This is a genomic window from Granulicella cerasi, assembly GCF_025685575.1.
GTDB classification, from domain to species: Bacteria; Acidobacteriota; Terriglobia; order Terriglobales; family Acidobacteriaceae; genus Granulicella; species Granulicella cerasi.
Window position 1 is genome coordinate 302,222 of sequence record NZ_JAGSYD010000002.1, and the last position, 19,473, is coordinate 321,694.

The 19,473-nt window shown below is 62.8% G+C and carries 16 protein-coding genes; 9 read left to right on the forward strand and 7 right to left on the reverse strand.

Annotation, left to right across the window (positions count from 1 at the left end; all coding sequences use genetic code 11):
- Positions 1 to 5: 5 nt before the first annotated feature.
- On the reverse strand, positions 6 to 653 hold the full coding sequence (locus tag OHL11_RS06750) for a nitroreductase family protein (RefSeq protein WP_263370733.1): 648 nt from the start codon (positions 651 to 653) through the stop codon (positions 6 to 8).
- 122 nt (positions 654 to 775) lie between these two features.
- Entirely contained in the window at positions 776 to 1,786 is a 1,011-nt protein-coding gene (locus OHL11_RS06755; RefSeq protein ID WP_263370734.1) for a hypothetical protein, read from the reverse strand.
- A 169-nt stretch (positions 1,787 to 1,955) separates the two neighbouring features.
- Between OHL11_RS06755 and OHL11_RS06760 the strand changes: the two genes are divergently transcribed.
- Entirely contained in the window at positions 1,956 to 2,993 is a 1,038-nt protein-coding gene (locus tag OHL11_RS06760) for a hypothetical protein (RefSeq protein ID WP_263370735.1), read from the forward strand.
- Positions 2,994 to 3,061: 68 nt separating this feature from the next.
- Here the strand turns inward: OHL11_RS06760 and OHL11_RS06765 are convergent, their stop codons facing one another.
- Positions 3,062 to 3,220: a hypothetical protein gene (locus tag OHL11_RS06765; protein ID WP_263370736.1), complete on the reverse strand. Its 159-nt coding sequence runs from the start codon at positions 3,218 to 3,220 to the stop codon at positions 3,062 to 3,064.
- Positions 3,221 to 3,432: 212 nt separating this feature from the next.
- Here OHL11_RS06765 and uvrA point away from each other — a divergent pair, with 212 nt between their 5' ends.
- From uvrA to OHL11_RS06795, 6 genes are all read left to right on the forward strand, one after another.
- Positions 3,433 to 6,531: an excinuclease ABC subunit UvrA gene (gene uvrA, locus OHL11_RS06770; protein ID WP_263370737.1), complete on the forward strand. Its 3,099-nt coding sequence runs from the start codon at positions 3,433 to 3,435 to the stop codon at positions 6,529 to 6,531.
- Between the two features lie 93 nt (positions 6,532 to 6,624).
- Positions 6,625 to 7,563: a CPBP family intramembrane glutamic endopeptidase gene (locus OHL11_RS06775; RefSeq protein WP_263370738.1), complete on the forward strand. Its 939-nt coding sequence runs from the start codon at positions 6,625 to 6,627 to the stop codon at positions 7,561 to 7,563.
- Between the two features lie 27 nt (positions 7,564 to 7,590).
- Positions 7,591 to 8,640 carry an S-methyl-5-thioribose-1-phosphate isomerase gene (mtnA, locus tag OHL11_RS06780; RefSeq protein WP_263370739.1) on the forward strand — a complete coding sequence of 350 codons (1,050 nt, stop codon included), beginning with the start codon at positions 7,591 to 7,593 and terminating at the stop codon, positions 8,638 to 8,640.
- A 154-nt stretch (positions 8,641 to 8,794) separates the two neighbouring features.
- The gene (locus OHL11_RS06785; RefSeq protein ID WP_263370740.1) at positions 8,795 to 10,693 is read left to right on the forward strand and encodes a VWA domain-containing protein; all 1,899 of its coding nucleotides are present in this window, start codon (positions 8,795 to 8,797) and stop codon (positions 10,691 to 10,693) included.
- Positions 10,694 to 10,770: 77 nt separating this feature from the next.
- Complete coding sequence (locus OHL11_RS06790; protein WP_263370741.1) at positions 10,771 to 11,076, forward strand: permease; 306 nt, start codon at positions 10,771 to 10,773, stop codon at positions 11,074 to 11,076.
- A 94-nt stretch (positions 11,077 to 11,170) separates the two neighbouring features.
- Entirely contained in the window at positions 11,171 to 12,496 is a 1,326-nt protein-coding gene (locus OHL11_RS06795; protein ID WP_263370742.1) for an MFS transporter, read from the forward strand.
- Positions 12,497 to 12,568: 72 nt separating this feature from the next.
- Here the strand turns inward: OHL11_RS06795 and OHL11_RS06800 are convergent, their stop codons facing one another.
- The 4 genes from OHL11_RS06800 to OHL11_RS06815 all read right to left on the reverse strand — a co-directional run bounded on the left by OHL11_RS06800 (position 12,569) and on the right by OHL11_RS06815 (position 17,121).
- Entirely contained in the window at positions 12,569 to 13,573 is a 1,005-nt protein-coding gene (locus OHL11_RS06800; protein WP_263370743.1) for a ferritin-like domain-containing protein, read from the reverse strand.
- A gap of 13 nt (positions 13,574 to 13,586) precedes the next feature.
- Entirely contained in the window at positions 13,587 to 14,591 is a 1,005-nt protein-coding gene (locus tag OHL11_RS06805; protein ID WP_263371260.1) for a ferritin-like domain-containing protein, read from the reverse strand.
- Positions 14,592 to 14,826: 235 nt separating this feature from the next.
- Positions 14,827 to 15,597 carry a bacillithiol biosynthesis deacetylase BshB1 gene (gene bshB1, locus OHL11_RS06810; protein WP_263370744.1) on the reverse strand — a complete coding sequence of 257 codons (771 nt, stop codon included), beginning with the start codon at positions 15,595 to 15,597 and terminating at the stop codon, positions 14,827 to 14,829.
- Positions 15,598 to 17,121, reverse strand: a complete 1,524-nt coding sequence (locus OHL11_RS06815; protein WP_263370745.1) for a hypothetical protein — start codon at positions 17,119 to 17,121, stop codon at positions 15,598 to 15,600. It lies immediately after the preceding gene.
- A 138-nt stretch (positions 17,122 to 17,259) separates the two neighbouring features.
- Here OHL11_RS06815 and OHL11_RS06820 point away from each other — a divergent pair, with 138 nt between their 5' ends.
- Positions 17,260 to 19,122, forward strand: coding sequence for a bifunctional homocysteine S-methyltransferase/methylenetetrahydrofolate reductase (locus OHL11_RS06820; protein WP_263370746.1), 1,863 nt, complete (start codon positions 17,260 to 17,262; stop codon positions 19,120 to 19,122).
- Between the two features lie 20 nt (positions 19,123 to 19,142).
- A complete protein-coding gene (gene xseB, locus OHL11_RS06825) occupies positions 19,143 to 19,415 on the forward strand; it encodes an exodeoxyribonuclease VII small subunit (RefSeq protein ID WP_263370747.1) in 273 nt (90 codons plus the stop codon).
- The last annotated feature ends 58 nt before the right edge of the window (positions 19,416 to 19,473 follow it).

Here is a 19,473-nt window from a genome sequence, read left to right on the forward strand (position 1 = left end):
ACTGCTTACTTCAGCGGCTTGCCGTATTCCTCGCCAAACACTGTATGCGAAATGTCAAAGCGTCCGCCGTCGAACTTCTGCGGTCCACGCAGGTGGCCGATCGCCAGCAGCGACACAACCCAGTAGCTCATCGGCAGCTTCAGCGTTTCGCAGATCCCCTGCTGCTCAAAGCCTTCCATCGGCGCAGTGTCATAGCCCAACGTCTCGGCCATCCACATCATCGAGGTTACGGCGATCATCACCTGCTTGTTCAGCCAGCCTGCCATCTGCCACTCGTTGAAGTTCGCCAGATACGGCGGCACATTGCCTGCCATCTGCGCGGCGTAACTCTCCGGCATCCCGGCCTCGCGGCCTACGCGAATCACCTCATCAATGTCTTTGCGCCAGCCATCGCGGTCACCACACGCGACGATCACCGCCGAAGCTTCTTCCACCTTCGCCTGGTTGTAGCAGGCCCCGCGCAGCTTCCGCAGCTGTTCGGGATTCTGCACCACCACAAAGCGCCAGGGCTGCAGGTTATAGCTACTGGGAGACATCAATCCCGCATCCAGAATCTGCCGTAGGTCCGAGGCCTCTATCGGCTCGCCGTCAAAGCTCGGCGTTGCGCGTCGTTCGCGAATCGCCTGCGCCAGCGTTTTTTGCGTCGTTGCCATCGTTGTCCGTGTCTACTCCGCGAAAGTCTTCAGCCAGCCCTTGCAGGCAGGCAATACGCGCTGCAATCCTTCGCCGGATTGCGGTGCATTCATCGTCAGGTTCTCAGTGTATGCGATGCAGCTTACGGCGCAAGCGTTCTCGCGGAAGCATCTTCGCCGGTGACCTCGGTCGCAAACGGGTCAGCGCCATCCGGCGGGTCTGCGAAAACCATCACCCCATCGAAGGCGCCCTTCAGATCCGCATGAGCGTCCATCAATGCCTTGACCAGAGCCACGTTGCGCTGCCGCGCCTTGTCCGGGTCGCCAATCGGCCCCACGCGATAGTGCACGCTCAGGTAAAGCCGCTTGCCGTCCTCTGTCCCCACCGCATCCATCTGCGTGATCGCGTATCCGGCGTTATCGCGTCCGCGCAGCAGAAAGAGCACATCGTTGGACAAGCTGTCGCGCAGCTCCGCAGGCTGCACTTCGGCACGCTCGCCGCGCAGCTTCTCAAGGTGGGTCGTCGTTACAAACGCCGCAGGCCGCAGCAACGTCTCCGCCAGCCCATACTCCACCCACCCCAGCCAGCTTGCGTTCGGCCGCGCCGCGACCACGCGTTCGCGAGCATCCTTCCAGTGCCAAAGTCCGTCATGCCCACGCGCCGCCCGGTCATGGGGATAGAACCCCGCCAGCTTCCACGCACCCGCCTGCTGACGCAGCAACATCGAAATCACGTAGGGCCGATCGCCCGAGGCCTCCACCATCGCAAACGCGTACAGGCCGCGTTGCAGGCCGTTCACGGTAAAGATCGTCGCAGCGTTCACGCCCACCAGCTTGCAGTTGAACTCCGTGGTGGAGTCGCTGCCCGGCACGACCGCGTTCGCGTCCAGCTCATACAGTTGCGTTACCGCAAGCGAGTCGTTCGCGATCTTCTCGCCCGTCATCCGCAGCAGATAGAGCAGGTTGGGATTGTTGCGAAGCTCAGGCGCGAGTGTAGACGCCACCGCGCCCAGATCGCCGTTACGTACACCGGTCGCTGCGCTCAGCGCCACCTGCGCCAGCGTCTCTCGCGTACCGGAGAGCAACTTGCTCTGCGTCGTGCAGTTCTGCGCCGTGGCCGAATGCGATGCGCTCCAGAACGCCATCGTCGCCATCAGGGAAAGTCGTTTTCCCTTCCTCAATCCACTCACCATCTCCACGTCATCCTACCCGACCACAGCCGCAGAACGGTATGCTGAGAACGGCAACCACAAATATCTGTGTCGCCCACGGCTCGCGGAGACTACCTTCCCGCGCGCTCGCACGTCCTACTAAAGAAGACCCATGCTCACCGTGAAGCTCACTCTCGTCGCTCTTGCCGCACCGGTCGCCGTCGCGACGGGCTTCGCCCAGGTCTCCACTCTACCCGCGACTGCGCCCACCGCGCAGCCGGCCCCCATCGCCGCACAGCCGACCATCACGCCTGGCCGACGCGCCTTCGTCACCTTTGACGACGGCATGTTGAACGTGCGCGCCGATAACTCTTCGCTGAACGTCATCCTGCGCGACGTCGCCCGCGTTACCGGCATGAAAATCACCGGCGGCGTGAACGACGAGCGCGTCTTCGGCAACTACGGCCCGGCCGACCCCGGAACCGTGCTCGCCACGCTCCTCGGCGGCACCGGCGTCAATGTCCTCGTGCTGGGTGACGAAACGAACGCCCCGCGCGAACTCGTCCTGACACCACGGACCGGTGGCCCGACGCCGCCCAGTCCCACCGCGCCTCAGTACGACAACGAAGCCACCGCAGAGCCTGTCGCAGCCCCGGTGGCCGCGCCGATGCCACGCACGGGCGCAGTCGGCTTCAACGCGAACCGTGCGCCGCGTAACAACGATGGCACCACCCCGGTCCCCGCGCCGGTGACGTCGAACGGCACAACGCCCGTGCCCGATCCGAAGGCTTCGCCCATCTCTTCGCCGCAGCCTCTCTCGCAGCCGGCGAACAACGTCCTGGGCTCCAGCGTGAACAGTTCCCCCACAGCCTCCACGATGCCTACGACGAACTCTGTGCCGATCGACTCCCTGCCGACTCCCACAACGACCACGTCGTCAGACCCCGGCATCGTCGATTCGCCGAACCCTGCGCCTGCAGGAACGACGACGAACCCGAACGGCAATACGACCTCGAACCCCGCCACGCCGACCGACACCAACCCCGGCACCGCGACGACGGACAACACGACCACGAACCCCACCACAGGGGCCGCGAGCGCTCCAGGAACAACCACCGACAGCAGCGGCTCCAGCACGCTGACGCCGGAGCAGATCTATCAGAAGCTGCTCGACATGCAAAAGGCCAAGGCAGCGGCCTCCCCGCAGTAGTAGCCTCCAGACGCAGAAAGGCCCTCCCGACAGGAGGGCCTTTTCCGTTACCGCAAAATTTCTGATGCTTACGCAGTCACAACGTTCGCCGTCGTAGCGCGCTTGCTCGCCGCGGCGATCGAATGCACACGGAACACACGGAACATCGCCTGGCAGATGCCGTACGAAACCAGCACTCCCAGCGTCAGCGACGCCGCCACCGCACAAACCAGCATGATCGTCTCCACAGAACCCTCCAAAAAGTACAACAGCACTACAACAGATGCCTGATGCGTTCTTAAGTCTGGCCTACGCAGAGGCGGTTGCCTATTGCCTCGTCGTGTACATCCTGAGAATTTCTCTTCTCCCATCCCAGACCGGCACCGTTCCTCGCCTTGTCGCTTCCTCTTCGCCTTCGCGATAAACTAGAAGACTGGTCGCAGGTGGGCCGTCTGACACTATGAGCATCACGCACATCAACGTTCGCGGCGCACGGCAACACAACCTGCGCGATGTCTCCGTTTCGATCCCTCGCAACACGCTGACGGTGGTCACCGGTCTCTCTGGCTCGGGCAAATCTTCGCTCGCTTTTGACACCATCTACGCCGAGGGCCAGCGTCGCTACGTCGAGACCCTCTCGGCCTACGCGCGGCAGTTCCTCGACCAGATGGAGCGACCTGACGTCGACTCCATCGAAGGCCTTTCGCCCGCCATCTCCATCGAGCAGAAGACGACGTCGCGCTCGCCGCGTTCGACCGTCGGCACGATCACGGAGATCTACGACTACCTGCGTCTGCTATGGGCCTCTGTCGGCCAGCCGCACTGCCCCAACTGCCACCGCCCCATCTCGCGCCAGAGCGCGGAGCAGATCATCGCGCAGATCGTCGAACGCACCGACGCCATTGGCGAACGCATCACGGTTCTCGCGCCCATCGTGCGCGGCCGCAAGGGCGAGTTCCGCGAAGAGCTCGAAGCGCTCGATAAGAAGGGCTACCGCGTTCGCATCGACGGCGAGATCACCGAGATCGAAGAAGGCATGCGTCTTGAAAAGCGCAAGAACCACACCGTCGAAGCCATCGTCGATCGCATCATTCTGAAGCTCGCACCCGGCGAAGAGACTTACGACACCCGCCGGCTGCAGACGGCCATCACGACCTCGCTTACACTCGCCGGTGGGCTCGTTCTCATCGGCCTGCAATCGCCGGGTGGCGAGTATCACGAAACGCTGTACTCCACCTCGATGGCCTGCCCCGACTGCGGCATCAACGTGCCCAAGCTCGAGCCGCGTTCGTTCTCGTTCAACTCCACCTACGGCGCCTGCCCCGAGTGCAACGGCCTCGGCAGCATCTTCGACTTCGACCCCGCCAAGACCATCAGCGACTGGTCCAAGCCGCTGCTCGACGGCGCCATGGGCCCAGGCGGCTCGGCGCAGTATCTTCTGCGCCTGATCAAGCTCTTCGCCGACAAGAACAAGATCAACCTCAAGCAGCCTTTCGAAGCGTTGCCGAAGGAGCAGCAGGACCTCTTCCTCTACGGCCCGCCGCGCGCCGAAGCTGCACGCACCGGCTTCCACGGCATCATCCCTTACCTGCGCGACTCGCTTGAAGAGACCAAGTCTGACGGCTATCGCGAGTACATGATGCAGTACATGAGCGCGAACGACTGCCCGCGCTGCCACGGCGCACGCCTGCGTCCGGAGTCGCTCGCCGTCACCATTCCGCTGAAGGATTCAGGTGCCCCCGGCCTCGATTCCGAGAGCTACGACGCCGAGGCGATCAAGTCGCCGCGCGCCACCAAAGACTTCTCCATCGCCGACTTCACCGGCCTCTCGCTCGAGCGCGCTCTCGTCGGCGCACGCAGCATGAAGTTCTCCGGCCGCGAAGCGCTCATCGCCGACCGCCTGCAGCGCGAAGTGATCGAACGCCTCGAGTTCCTCAACGCCGTCGGCCTCGGCTACCTCTCGCTCTCGCGCTCGGCGGCCACGCTCAGCGGCGGCGAAGGCCAGCGCATTCGCCTCGCCACGCAGATCGGCTCCAAGCTCCGCGGCGTGCTCTATGTACTCGATGAGCCGAGCATCGGCCTGCATCAGCGCGATAACCAGCGCCTCATCTCCGCGCTCGAAAACCTGCGCGACATCGGCAACACCGTCCTCGTCGTCGAGCACGACGAAGACACCATGCGCAAGGCCGACTACCTCATCGACCTCGGCCCAGGCGCCGGCAAGAACGGCGGCTTCATCATGGCCGAGGGCACGCCCGCGCAGGTGATGGCTGACCCGAACTCCGTCACCGGCCAGTACCTCTCGGGCAAGATCGATATCGTCACGCGCCCCACTCCGGACAAGGCTCCACGCCCGCTCACGGGCCGTTGGCTCTCCATCCAGAACGCCACCTCGCACAACCTTCGCAACGTTACCGCGCACTTCCCGCTCGGCGTCATGACGGTCGTCACCGGCGTCAGCGGCTCGGGTAAATCGACGCTCGTCAATGACATCCTCTACCGCTCGCTGGCGAAGGAACTCTACGGCTCGCGCGAAGAACCCGGCGCGCACAAAGCCATCCACGGCGCTGGCGAACTCGACAAGGTCATTCAGATCGACCAGTCGCCCATCGGCCGCACCCCGCGCTCCAACCCCGCGACCTACACCGGCGTCTTCACCGCCATCCGCGATCTCTTCGCCATGCTGCCGGAGTCGCGCGAGCGCGGCTACAAGCCCGGCCGCTTCAGCTTCAACGTGCAAGGCGGACGCTGCGAAGCCTGCACCGGCGAAGGCCAGCGCCGCATCGAGATGAACTTCCTGCCCGACGTCTACGTGCTCTGCGAGGTCTGCAACGGCCGACGCTACAACCACGAAACGCTGCAGGTAAAGTTCAACAATCACTCCATCGCCGACATCCTCGACCTGCCCATCGAAGAAGCCGTGAACGTCCTCAAGGACATTCCGACGATCCACAATAAGCTTCAAACGCTCGTCGACGTCGGCCTCGGCTACATCCATCTCGGTCAGTCCGCGACGACGCTCTCCGGCGGCGAAGCCCAGCGCATGAAGCTCGCGCGCGAGCTCTCCAAGCGCCAGACTGGCAAGACGCTCTACCTGCTCGACGAGCCCACCACCGGCCTGCACTTCGACGACGTGCGCAAGCTGCTCGAAGTCCTGCATCGCCTCGCCGACCTCGGCAACACGGTCATTATCATCGAGCACAACTTCGACATGATCCGCAACGCCGACTACCTCATCGACATGGGGCCCGAGGGCGGCGAAGGCGGCGGCACGATCGTCGCGCAAGGCCCACCCGAGCTCGTCGCACATGTCGAAGCCTCGCACACCGGCCACTTTCTGCGCCGGTACTACGACGAGACCTCCGGCCTCATCGCACCCTCGTCGCTGCCGCCGATCGAGCTGCCCGATCTCGAGAAGAAAGCGCCGAAACCGAAGTTCATCGCACCCGAACGCAAAACCGGTGTGCCGACAGCCTCCAAGAAAAAGCCAGAAGAAGGCGCTACCAAACCCGCAGCGAAAAAGTCTGCCAAGAAGGCCGCGAAGAAGAGCGCGAAGTAGCGCTCCCTTCTCACAAACTGACATCCTCGCTCGCTGACGGGTCGGACGAAACGATCAGCGAGCACCAGCCGGAAAGCAAGAAGCTCGAAGCAGATGCCGAACGAACGCAAGAACCCGAACGCAGACCTCGCCGAGCTTCCTGACCCCGCGCTCACGCCCGCCGAGTTGGTCACCTTCGACGCCGCCGAGCCGCTCGACATTCAGCACGACACCGATCCGGCGAAAGAAGTCCCCCCCGCACGCCGCATCCCCCACCTCGGACACACTGCGGTCTTCTTCTCGCTCACGGGCTTCTGCATGCTGCTCTGCAGCGCGGTCGCGCTCGGCGTTGCTCATGCAGGCGCACCGGGCGAAGCCATCAAGCACCCGCTGATCCTCGGCGCAGCACAAGCCATCAGCTATCTGCTCGCTCTCGCCATCTCCTTCTTCATCTTCCCGCTCCTCTGGGAACGCAGCTTTCCCGACGGCATCCACTGGAACACGCGCCCGGCAAAGCTTCACTGGTGGAAGCTGCTCCTCCTGGGCATCACGCTGAGCGTGCTGGCGCAGTTGGCCATCAACCATCTCACCGGGCCCACGAGTGAGTCCGACGTCGTCGGCCTCTTCAAGACGCAGCTTTCCTCCTGGCTCACCCTGATCATAGGCGGCACGCTTCCTGCGCTCATGGAGGAGATCGCATTCCGCGGTTTCCTGCTGCCCTCACTGGCCACCGCGTATGACTGGCTCACACTCGATCGCACGCCCGCCGGCCTGCGTCGATGGGACACCACCGCGAACCACACCATGACGGCTTGGACCTTTGCCACGCTGCTCTCCAGCCTCGTCTTCGCGTTGCTGCACGCACCGCAACTGCATCACGCCTGGGGAGTCGTTTCAGTGCTCTTCGTCGTCTCGGTGCTCTTCAGCATTGTGCGCATCCGCACGCACTCTGTAGCCGCAGCCGTCATCGTTCATGCCGCCTACGACATGCTCCTCTTCTGCGAGATGGCCTTCGCCACCGGCGGCTTCCAACACCTCGACAAGCTCAACTAAACCCGCAAGCGATAAACTGGATACACGATGATTCCCACCCTGCAATGGACGTCTGAAGGCGTCAGCTTCCTCGATCAGACCAAGCTCCCGCAAGTCGAGACCTACGTTCTCGCCCGCAACTACAACGAAGTCGCCGACGTCATTCGCAACATGGTCGTGCGCGGCGCGATGGCCATCGGCGTCTCTGGCGCAATGGGCGTGGCCCTCGGCATCCAGCAGTCCACCGCCGTCACCCTTCCGGACCTGAACGCCGAAGTTGAGGTCATCTGCGATACGCTCGCAAAGACGCGCCCCACGGCCGTCAATCTCTTCTGGGGCATCGCGCAGATCCGCGACCTGTACAACAAGCTCGCGGCTGAGAACGTCGCCATCGACGAGATCAAATCGCAGGTCGTCGCACTCGCGCAGACGCTCTACGACGAAGACATCGCCAACCTCAAGGTCCTCGGCGCGTACGGCGCAGACCTGCTGCCGAAGGAAGGCACGATCCTCACCCACTGCAATGCTGGAGCCCTTGCTGCCTGCGGCTACGGCTCAGCGCTCGGCGTCATCCGCGCCGCTGTAGAGCGCGGCTATAAGATCGACGTCTTCGCCGACGAGACGCGCCCCTTCAACCAGGGCACACGCCTCACCGCGTGGGAGCTCACGAAGGACAACATCCCCACCACGCTCATCTGCGACAACATGGCCGGCTACTTTATGGGCCAGGGCCGCATCAAGGCCGCCATCGTCGGCGCAGACCGCATCGCCGCCAACGGTGACACCGCTAACAAGATCGGCACCTACTCTGTCGCCATCCTCTGCAAAGAGCACGGCATCCCGTTCTACGTTGCCGCGCCCTTCAACACCATCGACATCGAAACGCTCAACGGCAAGGACATCCCCATCGAAGAGCGCGCCGCGAAGGAAGTCACCCACGTGAACGGCGTGCAGGTAACGCCCGACGGTGTCGGCATCGCGAACCCGGCCTTCGACGTCACGCCCGCCAAGTACATCACCGCGATCATCACCGAGCGCGGCGTGCTGCGCGCACCGTTTGAAGAGTCCATCGCAGCAATGTCCAAGCAGACGAAGTAGTTTTTGTTTCCCATTCCCGAAGAGAATCTGCCGCTCGCCATCTCGGCAAGTCGCGCGATCTCCGAGGGCAAAACCGCGAATCCCGAAGCCGTGCGCAACTATCTGCGCACGGCTTCTGTCTATACTGCAAACGATTCTCTTTCAGAGGCCTTTGATGCGTCGAGTTTTCGCAGTCGCCCTGCTTGCCCTCGCTTCCGCCACGCTGCCCGCGCAGCAGGAGCAGGAACCCACGATGCCGACCATCCACGCCAGCACACAGATCGTGCTCGTCGACGTCACCGTGCAGGACAAAAAAGGCAACCCCATCCACGGCCTTAGCAAAGACAGCTTCGTTCTTTCGGAGGATAAGCACCCGCAAGGCGTGCGCCACTTCGAAGAGCACTCTGCCGCGACCGCAAAGCCTGGGCCCGAGCTGCCGCCCATGCCTGCCGGCACCTTTACCAACTACACGCCCACCCCCGAAGGCGGCGCGCTCAACATTCTTCTGCTCGATAGCCTCAACACGCCGATCCAGGACCAGGTCTTCGTACGTCAGCAGCTGCTCGACTTCATCAAGAAGGCGCCCGCCGGCCAGCGCATCGCTATCTTTGGCCTCTCCAATCGCCTGTATATGCTGCAGGGATTCTCGTCGGACCCGCAGACACTCAAGGATTCCCTGCAGAAGAAGCTCACAGCGCGCCAGTCCACCATGCTTGACGGCGCCGCTGGCTCCAGCGAGGCCGTCGACAGCCTCGACGACCTCACTCCCGCCAGCGACATCAGCGGCTCGCTCGCAGCCTCCTCGCTGCAGCAGTTCCAGACGCAGATGAACGCACAGATGACGCAGTTCCGCGTGCAATACACGCTCGACGCCTTCAACACGCTCGCGCACTATCTGCAGAACTTCCCCGGCCGCAAAAACCTCATCTGGTTCTCGGGCTCGTTCCCCATCAACATCATGCCGGATGCCACGCTCGACAACCCGTTCTCCGTGATGAACCTGAACGAAGACGAGTTCCGCGAAACGACCAATCTGCTCGCCCGGTCGCAGGTCGCGGTTTATCCCGTGGACGCGCGCGGCCTCATGGTCGACCCGACCTTCTCCGCTGCGCAAAGCGGCCGCAGCTTCTCGCGCAACCCTCAGGCCTTCGGGAACAAGATCGCCCAGTTCAATCAGTCGCAGGCCGATGAGCACATCACCATGAATCAGCTCGCCGACGACACCGGCGGCCGCGCCTTCTACAACACCAACGACCTTACCAGCGCTGTCTCAAAGGCCATCGACTCCGGCTCGAACTACTACACGCTGGCGTACTCACCGAGCAATAAGAAGTGGGACGGCAGCTACCGCAACATTCGCGTCGAACTCGCGCCTGCGCTCGCGGGTTCGGGCTACCAGCTCTCCTATCGCCACGGTTACTACGCGTTTGACCCCAACGCGCCGACGCCGAAGAAGCGACCGGAAGCCACGCCCAACACTCCCGTCACCACCGAGGACAAGCTCACCAGCGCGACGCAGGCCGCCGCCTACGAGCGCACCGCCATGGCGCACGGCGCGCCCACGCCGCAGGACATCCTCTTCAAGGTGCGCGTGCTGCCCGCCTCCACAAGCACCTCCGACAAGTTTGCCCCCAACAACGCCCCCGACCCCATCCATCCCATCAAGCCGCCGTTCCGCGACTTCCTTGTGGACTACGCGATCCCCGGCAGCGCCTTCAGCCTCACCAAGTCCCCGCAAGGGCGCTTCCAGGGCGGTATCGCCTTCTCGGTCTTCCTCTACGACCGCGATGGGCGTCTGCTGAACACCAGCGGCGAAACGATCCACCTGAACCTGACGCCGGAAAACTACGAGGCCTTCCGCAAGGTCGTGCGCGGCCGCTTTGCGATCAGCGTCCCGGCCAAAGGCGGCGGCGAAATGTTCCTCCGCATCGGCGTGGAAGACGTCTCCGCCGCCCGCTTTGGCGTGGTCGAAATCCCGGTCGCCTCGGTGGCGAAACTCGCGCCCCCGCCCGACGCTCCCAAGCTCCCTTCCGGGGACCCACCCGCGACAGCGCCCACGGCTGCGAAACCCTGATCGTCTAGGGCGTTGTCGCACATCGCGACATCGCCTTCCTACGCACCCTCGCGCAAAGGCGTACCCTGTCAGTAGGGATGACGTTTCGCTTTCTAGATTGGCGCAGGAAATCGCTGGCCCGGGCGAACACGATCTCCTTCGGCGGATTCTTGGTCTCCGTCCCGCTGGCGCACTTCCCGCATCTGCAGCCTGCGCCGGTGCTCGTCGTGCCGCTGGGCATCATCCTTCTGGGCACACTCGACACCACCCGCAATATGAAAGCCCGCTGGGACTGGTATCACGCAGGCGTGCTCATGTGCATTTACGCCGATGTCCTGATGCTCTTCCTCGTGCTTTTCTTCCTGATCTGCCCCTACCTGGCCATGGGCGTGACAGGACATTAAGCCGCGCGGCGAAAGATAGCTGCCTTACAGGTTGACACCCGTGTCTACAATCCAAGACACTCGTTGCCAAGACCGAAGGAAGCTGCCCGAACGCATGACTGAATTCACCGCCGAAGACTCCTCGCGCTCCAACCTACGCTGGTACGTCTGTTTCCTCGTCTTCCTTGCGACGACCATCAACTACATGGACCGCAGCGTCTTCTCGTTCATCGAGCCGCTGCTGCACAACGTCTCCTTCATGGGTTGGGACCACGCCGCCGACAAGCTGCACCAACCGGCCTTCGACAACAACTTCGGCAACGTCGTCATCTGCTTCCAGATCGCCTACGGTGTTGGCCTGCTCACCGCCGGCCGCGTCATCGACAAGCTGGGAGCCAAGGCGGGCTACGCGGTCGCGATCGCTATCTGGGGAATCGCATCGATGTCGCACTCGCTCGTCACCGGCGTAGCGGGCTTCTGCATCGCGCGCATCGTGCTCGGCCTCGGCGAAGCGGGCAACTTCCCCGCCGCCATCAAGGCCATCACCGAGTGGTTCCCCGCCGAAGAACGCGGCAAGGCCATCGGCCTCTTCAACTCTGGCTCAAACGTCAGCTTCTTCCTCGCGCCGCTCATCATCACGGCCGTCACCACGCGCTGGGGATGGCGCTACGCCTTCCTCGCCACCGGCAGCATGGGCGCCGTGTGGCTCGTACTCTGGCTCGCCTTCCCGTACAACAAGCTGCGCCGTACAGGCACCATGACGCAGGCGAATCTTGAGCCCGTCGTACAGCAGTCGCACCCGCTCGCAAGCATCTTCTCCAACCCCGGCACCTACGCCTTCGCCATCGGCAAAGGCCTCACCGACGGCGTCTGGTGGTTCTATCTCTTCTATCTGCCGCAGTTCCTCAACCGCACGTACGGCCTCGACCTCGACCATGCATATCGCTACATTGTGACGGTGTATGTCGTCAGTTCGGTCGGATCCATCTTCGGCGGAGCGCTTTCCGGCACCATCATGAAGCGCGGCCACACCATCAACTTCGGTCGTAAGATCGCGATGCTCTGTATGGCAGTGCTGGTCGTTCCGATGGTGATCGTGCCGCATCTCGGCGAGCTTTTCCCCGCAAACTCCTGGCCCGCAACGATTGTGATCGCCGTGGCCGCAGCAGCACATCAAGGCTGGTCGGCGAACATCTTCTCCACGCCGTCCGACATGTTCCCTGCCACCGCAGTCTCCACCGTTGTCGGCATCGGTGGCGCGGCCGGCGCTATCGGCGGCGCGATCTTCACCTACATGGTGAAGCACACTCTCTCGCTGCATCCGCTGCTTGTATTCGGCATCGCGTCGGTCAGCTACCTGATCGCGCTCGGCATCTTCCAACTGCTCGTGCCGCGCCTCGGCGCACCGCGCAGCCCGGAAATGCCCATCACCGCGCCGTAGCTTCCGTACCATCCACGACAAAGGGCGCGCTCACTTGCGAGCGCGCCCTTTGCCTTTCCTGAGGGTGAAAAGTTATGCGATCGTGCCGTTCATGCCCGCAGGATAAAAGACTCCCGTAGACTTCGTTCCCGAGGCGTTCAAACCACCACCGGTCACGATGTTCAGCACCGAGCTCGTCGTGCGTGAGAACGCGATCTCGTTGGTGCTGTCAGCGTCTGCAATCGTCGTCGCCGGATAGCCTGCCGTGCCGGCGAGCGTTACCGTCGTGGCGGTAGTCAGCGGGACATCGTCCGTAGTCACGGAGGAGTTCGCTGCCTTCGACAACGTCTGGCGCAGCGTGGACACCTTCTGCGTCAAACCGATGTAGCCCAGCGAACCCGTCGGATCGAGCGAGTTCAGCGTCGAGCGAATCAGGCCCGCGTGATAAGCCTCCACCGCCAGAATGCTCGCGGCAGCCTTCAGGTTGCCGCTGGGCTGCGTGGCTGTGCTCAGCAACGGCGCCGCGCCTGAGTATGCCGTGACGCCTACGTCCTCGAATACATACGCAGCGATCAGGAAGTTCGCCTGGTTCGCAAAGGGATTGAACGTTGCCGCGATGCCTGCAGCGGTCGCAAGCTTATCGAACGCACCCGTACCGCTGGAGTTCGAGCTGAGATCGATCGCCGGCATCGCCACCGCAGCCGTGCTCAGAGCACTGCGTAGGAAGTTGACGTGACGACCTTCTTCAATAGCCGTTTCCAGCGCGTACGCTGCAAGCGCGGGTGAAGTGAACGTCACCTTCGGCGACGCCACCGTGGTCACGGTGCCCTGCGTGCCTGTGCCGGTGATGGCGATCGGGCTGGCTGCGCCGTAGATCGTCGTACCGTACGCCGCAAGGTAGTAGAAGTTGGCCTCGAGGTACTCAAGGTTCAACGCAAAGTTGAGGATGTCCGTGTCGCCGATGATTGACGGGGTCAACTGCGCGTTCGCCTGCTTCGGCAGAAACGCTGCTGCCAGCGCCGCTGCTCCGCCACCCATCAGAAGAGTGCGACGGCTGGCAATAATGTTGTCGAGTTGCTGTGTTTCCTGGTTCGCCATGTTCGCTCCTCTGTTACGACTGCGTCGTAGAGATGTTGCCGTTGAGTCCCGCCGGAAAGAAGCCGCCCTTGGTCACGCCTGCAGCCGAGGTCGTCGAGCCGGAGGTGTTGGAGAGCGTGCCGTAAACGATGTGCAGTACCTGATCCGTCGAACGCGGCAGAGCCAGGCCGTTCGCGTCCGCAGGAACGATCGTCGAAGCGATGACCGTCGAAGGAACCGTAGTCTGCGGGGCCGCCGTAGGACCAGCAAGCGCTACCGTACCGTAGTTGGTCGAGAGCGTCGAGATCACCGTCTGCAACTGGTTGAAGTAGGTGTAGTACGGATACGCGGTGGTGCCCAGCGTGTACGCCTGCGAGGTGAGATAGCCGCGCAGCGTTGCGCCGTGATAGGCCTCGGTCGCCATGATGCCCGCAGCCGCAGCAAGAATGCCGCTCTTCACACCGGCCGCGCTGATCGCCGTTGCAGCTCCTGCGTACGCCGTTACGCCGACATCTTCAAACAGCGCTGCTGCGGTGATGAACGTATCGAAGTTCGTGAACGCGTTGAGCGACGAACCGATACCTGCAAGCGAAGCAAGCGTGTTGAACGGCGTCACAAAGTCGATGGCCGGACGGCTCACCGGTGTGGCACCTGCGGCGGTCAGCGCCGCGCGCAGCGCCTTCACATGCTGCTGTTCGGTGTAAGCCAACTCGTTCAGCAGGTTCTGCTGAAAGTTCGTCAGGCCGCTAAGCTTGGTCGTCGTCGGGACGGTCACGGCGCCTGCCGAGGACCCGGTGTCCGTCGAAGCCAGGCCTGCACCCGTCGCCGCGCGCAGATAGAACTCTGCCTCCAGATACTCCAGGTTCAGCGCGAACGTAAGAATGTCCGCATCGCTGTAGGAGGCGATCTTCGGTGCAATGATTGTGCCGTCATCGCTGCAACCAGCGAGTGCCGCTGCCGCCGCTACCGATCCTGCTCCTGCGAGAAAGGAACGCCGACTGCGCGCTTTCTCGACAAGGCGTTGCAATGTGCCTGTCATGGGATCCACGGTGCTTCTCCTGAGTACTTCGGGATTAGGGCGAAGAGGCGAAAGCACGGTGCTGCAGACACACGTGTCATCACCGCGACGTCATGTCGACGGGACTCACGCTCTCGCGAGCGCGAAAAGAATTGCTGTACTCCACGTGAGAGATACGGCGTGTCGAATCAGTTGGATTGGAGGAGAGGTATTTTTCTTTTCGTGCTACGGGACGAACGGGAAGTGCGATGAACTTTCACACGCTGGCAACAGTCAACGTCACAAGGTCATGGACGAGAGCGACTTCCTTCTGCACGAAGGGCTCCGCGTAGCGAACGCCCGCCAGCAGACCGTAATGTCGCGCCGTCGCATACATGCGCTCGCGAATATCTTCTTCCGGTACGAATAGACCCGTGCCATCACGCTGCGCACCATACTGCGAACGGTAGGCCAGCAGCGACTCCAGCCGCGTCTCGATGTGCGGCGTGATGTCCACGACAAACGTCGGACGCACATCCGCATACAACGAAGCGTAGAGAATCTTGTATGGGCGATGCGGCTTGCCATGCGAAGGATCCAGCTCCAACCGCGAGAGTCCCGCAAGGAAGCAAGCCTCGTAGCCCAGCGTCGCCGAAGTGTAGTGGTCCGGATGCCTTCCCTGCCAGTACGGCAGAATCACCACCCGAGGACGCAGGCGCCGAATGACGGCCGCAACCTTCAGACGATTCTCCAGCGTGTTCTGCACGTTGGAGTCCGGAAGGTCGAGCGCTTCACGATGCGACACCCGCAAAATCTTTGCCGCCGCGTTCGCCTCGGCTTCACGCTCTGCAGCAGAGCCTCGCGTGCCGCCTTCGCCACGCGTCAGGTCGAGGATCCCCGTACGCCATCCCGCCGACTGCTGCACCAGCAAGGTGCCACCGCAGGTCTGCTCCACGTCATCGCGATGCGCTGCGATCGCAAGCACATCGACCCCGCTCCGAGCTTCGGATGCGGGGTCGATCGATGTCGCCTTGAGCAGGTCAGCCATTTAGTTGGAAGAGTTCGTCAGAGCGTCCATGTACGCCACGTCCAAAGCTGTGCCCTGGATCGTGAGGTAGTAGTTGTCGATCTCCGAGTTGTCACTCGTCTTGAACGCATGGATCTGCCCACCGTAGGCGGTGTAGACCTTGTTGTAGTTCTGCACCCAGCACAGACCGGTCAGGTTGCCGTAGTAGTACTGGTTGTTATCGGTGTTCGGATACGGCACGGTCGTGGGGTTCGTGCTCGACTGCACCACCGTCGGCACGATGGTCGCTACCGGCGTTGTACCGGCCAGCGAAACACTCGTCAGGCAGTTGTAGTTGCCCGCGGCATCGGTTGTTCCCGTAGCAGCCAGTTCCGCCGTCGCCGTCGCCGCACGCACGCCCGTCGCGCAGGTATTCGCGCCCACCCACAGCGTGCTGTTGTCGGCAAAGAGCAGCTTTGTATGGTTGCCGTCGGAGATCGAAACCTTCGAGGTCACCGTGTAGGTCGAAAGGTTGATCGTGCTGAGATTCCCCGCCCACAGGCCGGCGTAGCTTCCTGTCGTCGCCTTCTGTTGGCCGGCCACGTAGAGGTTTGTGCCGTTGCTCAGAGCGACGGTCGCGCCGCCAGGGGTCGGGATCGGGTTCGCCACCGGCAACGTCTGCATGGAGGTCGGCGCTGCGGACGAAGCCGGATCCACCGTGGGGATCTGGTCCACCTGGATCGTGCCGGGCTGCAGGACCGAAATGCTGGCCGTCGTTCCACTGCACTCAGGACCGCAGTTCACAACGTACACCGCGCTGCCGTCCGTCGAAAACGCAGCATCCACGGGGTGGTCGAAGGTGCCCTTCACCGGAACCACGCAGTAAACCGGGTTCGTCAGCGGCTCGCAATCGATGTAGCCCGGAGGCAACACCGGCGAAGTCGTCTGCGGCAGCTTGATGACGCGATACACCGTGTTCGAGTTATTCACCATCGCGAGCAGAATCGAGTTGCCCGCGTTCATCACGACCTTGTTCACACCCGGCAGGTTCAGCGACACATACGATCCGCCGCTCAGCGCCACTTCCAGCACGCCCTGCGAGTACACAGCGCCCATGAAGCGTGTCGCATTGGGCTCCATCGCCACCGAAGGCGAGTACGCGCCGAAACTCGCCGCTGTTCCCGTCCCCGCTTCCGTCGAGTAGTTGATCGTGGTGAGTGCACCATCGGTCAAACCATAAACATAGCCACGCGTCTGTTCGGGGAAGTTCAGAATCTTGCTCGGATACGCCGACGAGAAACCCGCAATCGGGAAGCTTGTGACGGTATTCTGAATGTTGCCGCGCAGGTCACGAAGACCGTCGAGCATCACAGCGCCACCGCTGGAGCCGTTCGTCGTGTACGTCACCAGCACGCGCTGATACAGACCGCTCGGAGGAGTAGGACGGCCCGAATACGTGTAACCGGGGTGATAGTACAAAACGGTCGAGCAACCGGACATCGACAACACGGCTGTGACCAGAAGAAGCCCGGCAAACAGGCGGGCAAAGACGCTTTTCTTCTTCAACGTGAACCACTCCAAACCGAACGCGAACACCGCACCAGCCGCGAACTTTATAGGCTGAGTATAGCAAACCACCCGCTCGCCCAGCGGAGCGATATACCATGGTTGTTTAGCCACAACGGCTGTAGGAAGCGAAGAACCATGGCAGACGTCCGCCAAAAACTTTTCAACGGCCAGACCGTGCTTTGCGACGGCGCGATGGGCACCATGCTCTACGGCTGCGGCGTGTTCATCAACCGCTGCTATGACGAGCTGAATGTATCCCAGCCGGAGACCGTCCGCTCCGTCCACCAGCAGTATCTGCAGGCCGGCGCACAGGTCATCGAGACCAACACCTTCGGCGCTAACCGCTTCCGTCTCAAGCACTTCGACCTGCAGGAGAAAGTCCGCGCCTTCAACCTGGCCGGGGCGCAGCTCGCCCGCCAGTGCATTGAAGCCGCGCGCGAGAAGCACAACACTCAGGCCTTCGTCGCCGGAGCCATCGGTTCGCTGGGCATCAAACTCGCGCCCGAGGGGGACGTCTCCCCGGCTGACGCTCGCGCAGCTTTCGCCGAACAGATCGCCGCGCTCGCGGAGGGCGGCGTTGATCTGCTGATCGTCGAAACCATGATGTCGCAGGCTGAAGCACTGGAAGCGCTCGCAGCCGCGCGCGAAGTCGCGCCGCAACTGCCGGTTATTGTGCTCATCACCGTCAACGACCAGGTGAAGCTGCTCGACGGCACCACCGTCGCCGACGCTGCTCGCGCCTTCGCCGCGGCCGGTGCCGCTGCCGTCGGAGCCAACTGCTCCTCCGGCCCGCAGGTCGTACTCGAAGCCGTGCAGCAGATGCGTGCCGCCGTCGAGATTCCTATCGCCGCGATGCCGAACGCCGGTCTGCCCCGCGAGATCGAGGGCCGCAACATCTATCTCACCTCGCCGGAGTACATGGGCAGCTTCGCGCGCAAGGCTATTCGCGCCGGGGCCTCGTGGGTGGGAGGCTGCTGCGGCACCACGCCCGCGCACGTCCGCGCTATGCGCTCCGCCATCCGCGCCATGGACGCCCAGGCCGCAGGCGAAGCGGGCGACACACCCATCGCCACCATCATCGATGAGTCCAAAGCGGTGGCCGCAATCCCCTTCGCCGAGCGTTCGACGCTCAGCCGCAAGATTGCCGAAGGCAAATTCGCCACGCTTGTTGAGATCGTGCCGCCCAAAGGATTCGACGCCAGCAAAGAGATCGCTGGCGCGCGCCTGCTGAAGGACCACGGCGTCGACGCGATCAACATCCCCGACTCACCGCGCGCGTCGGCGCGCATGAGCGCCATGAGCCTCTGCACTCAGGTGCAGCAGCAGGTCGGCATTGAAACGGTCATCCACTACACCTGCCGCGACCGCAACGTGCTCGCCATCCAGAGCGACCTGCTCGGGGCTGCAGCGATCGGTCTCAAGAACATCCTCTGCCTCACCGGCGATCCGCCAAAGATGGGCGCCTATCCCGACGCCACCGCCGTCTTCGACGTGGATGCCATCGGCCTCACGCGCATCGTCGGCAACCTGAACCGCGGCATCGACATCGGCGGCAACCCGATCTTCGCCTCCGCCGGCTTCAGCATCTGCGTCGCCGCGAACCCCGGCCTGCCTGACATGGAGCACGAGGTCCGCCGCTTTGCCGCCAAGGTGGAAGCTGGTGCGGAGTATGCGATTACGCAGCCGGTGTTTGACCTCCGCCTGCTGGAAGACTTCCTGCGCCGCATCGAGCAGTTCCGCATCCCGGTGATCGCCGGCATCTGGCCGCTCACGAGCTATAAGAACGCGGAGTTCATGAAGAACGACCTGAAGGTCGCCATGCCCGAAGAGATCTTCCAACGCATGGCTGCCACCACCAGCAAGGAAGAAGGACTCGCAGAAGGCATCAAGATCGCACAGGAGATGCTCGCCGCCGTCCGCAACGACGTGCAGGGCGTGCAGGTCTCCGCGCCGTTCGGCAAATACCCCGCAGCCGTCGAAGTTCTCGACGCCATCTAACCCGCAAAAGGAGCCGCACCATGGCATCATTTGAAAACGATCTCGGCGAGCTCGAAAAGGTGGTCGACCAACTCGAGCGTGGCGACCTTCCGCTCGAAGAGTCCGTCGCCCTCTTCGAGCGCGGCATTGAACTCTCGCGCTCCTGCAAGAGCGTACTCGCCAACGCCGAGGCACGCCTCCAACGCCTCGTCGAACCTGAAACCAGCAGCGAAGTCCGCACTGAAGACATCGCCATGGCTGTGGAAGAAGGCGAAGGCGACGAAGAAGACGAATACGCCGACGACGAAGAATAGTCACACGCAAAGCAAAGGCCACTGCTGAAACGCAGTGGCCTTTGTCATGCTCGGTGGC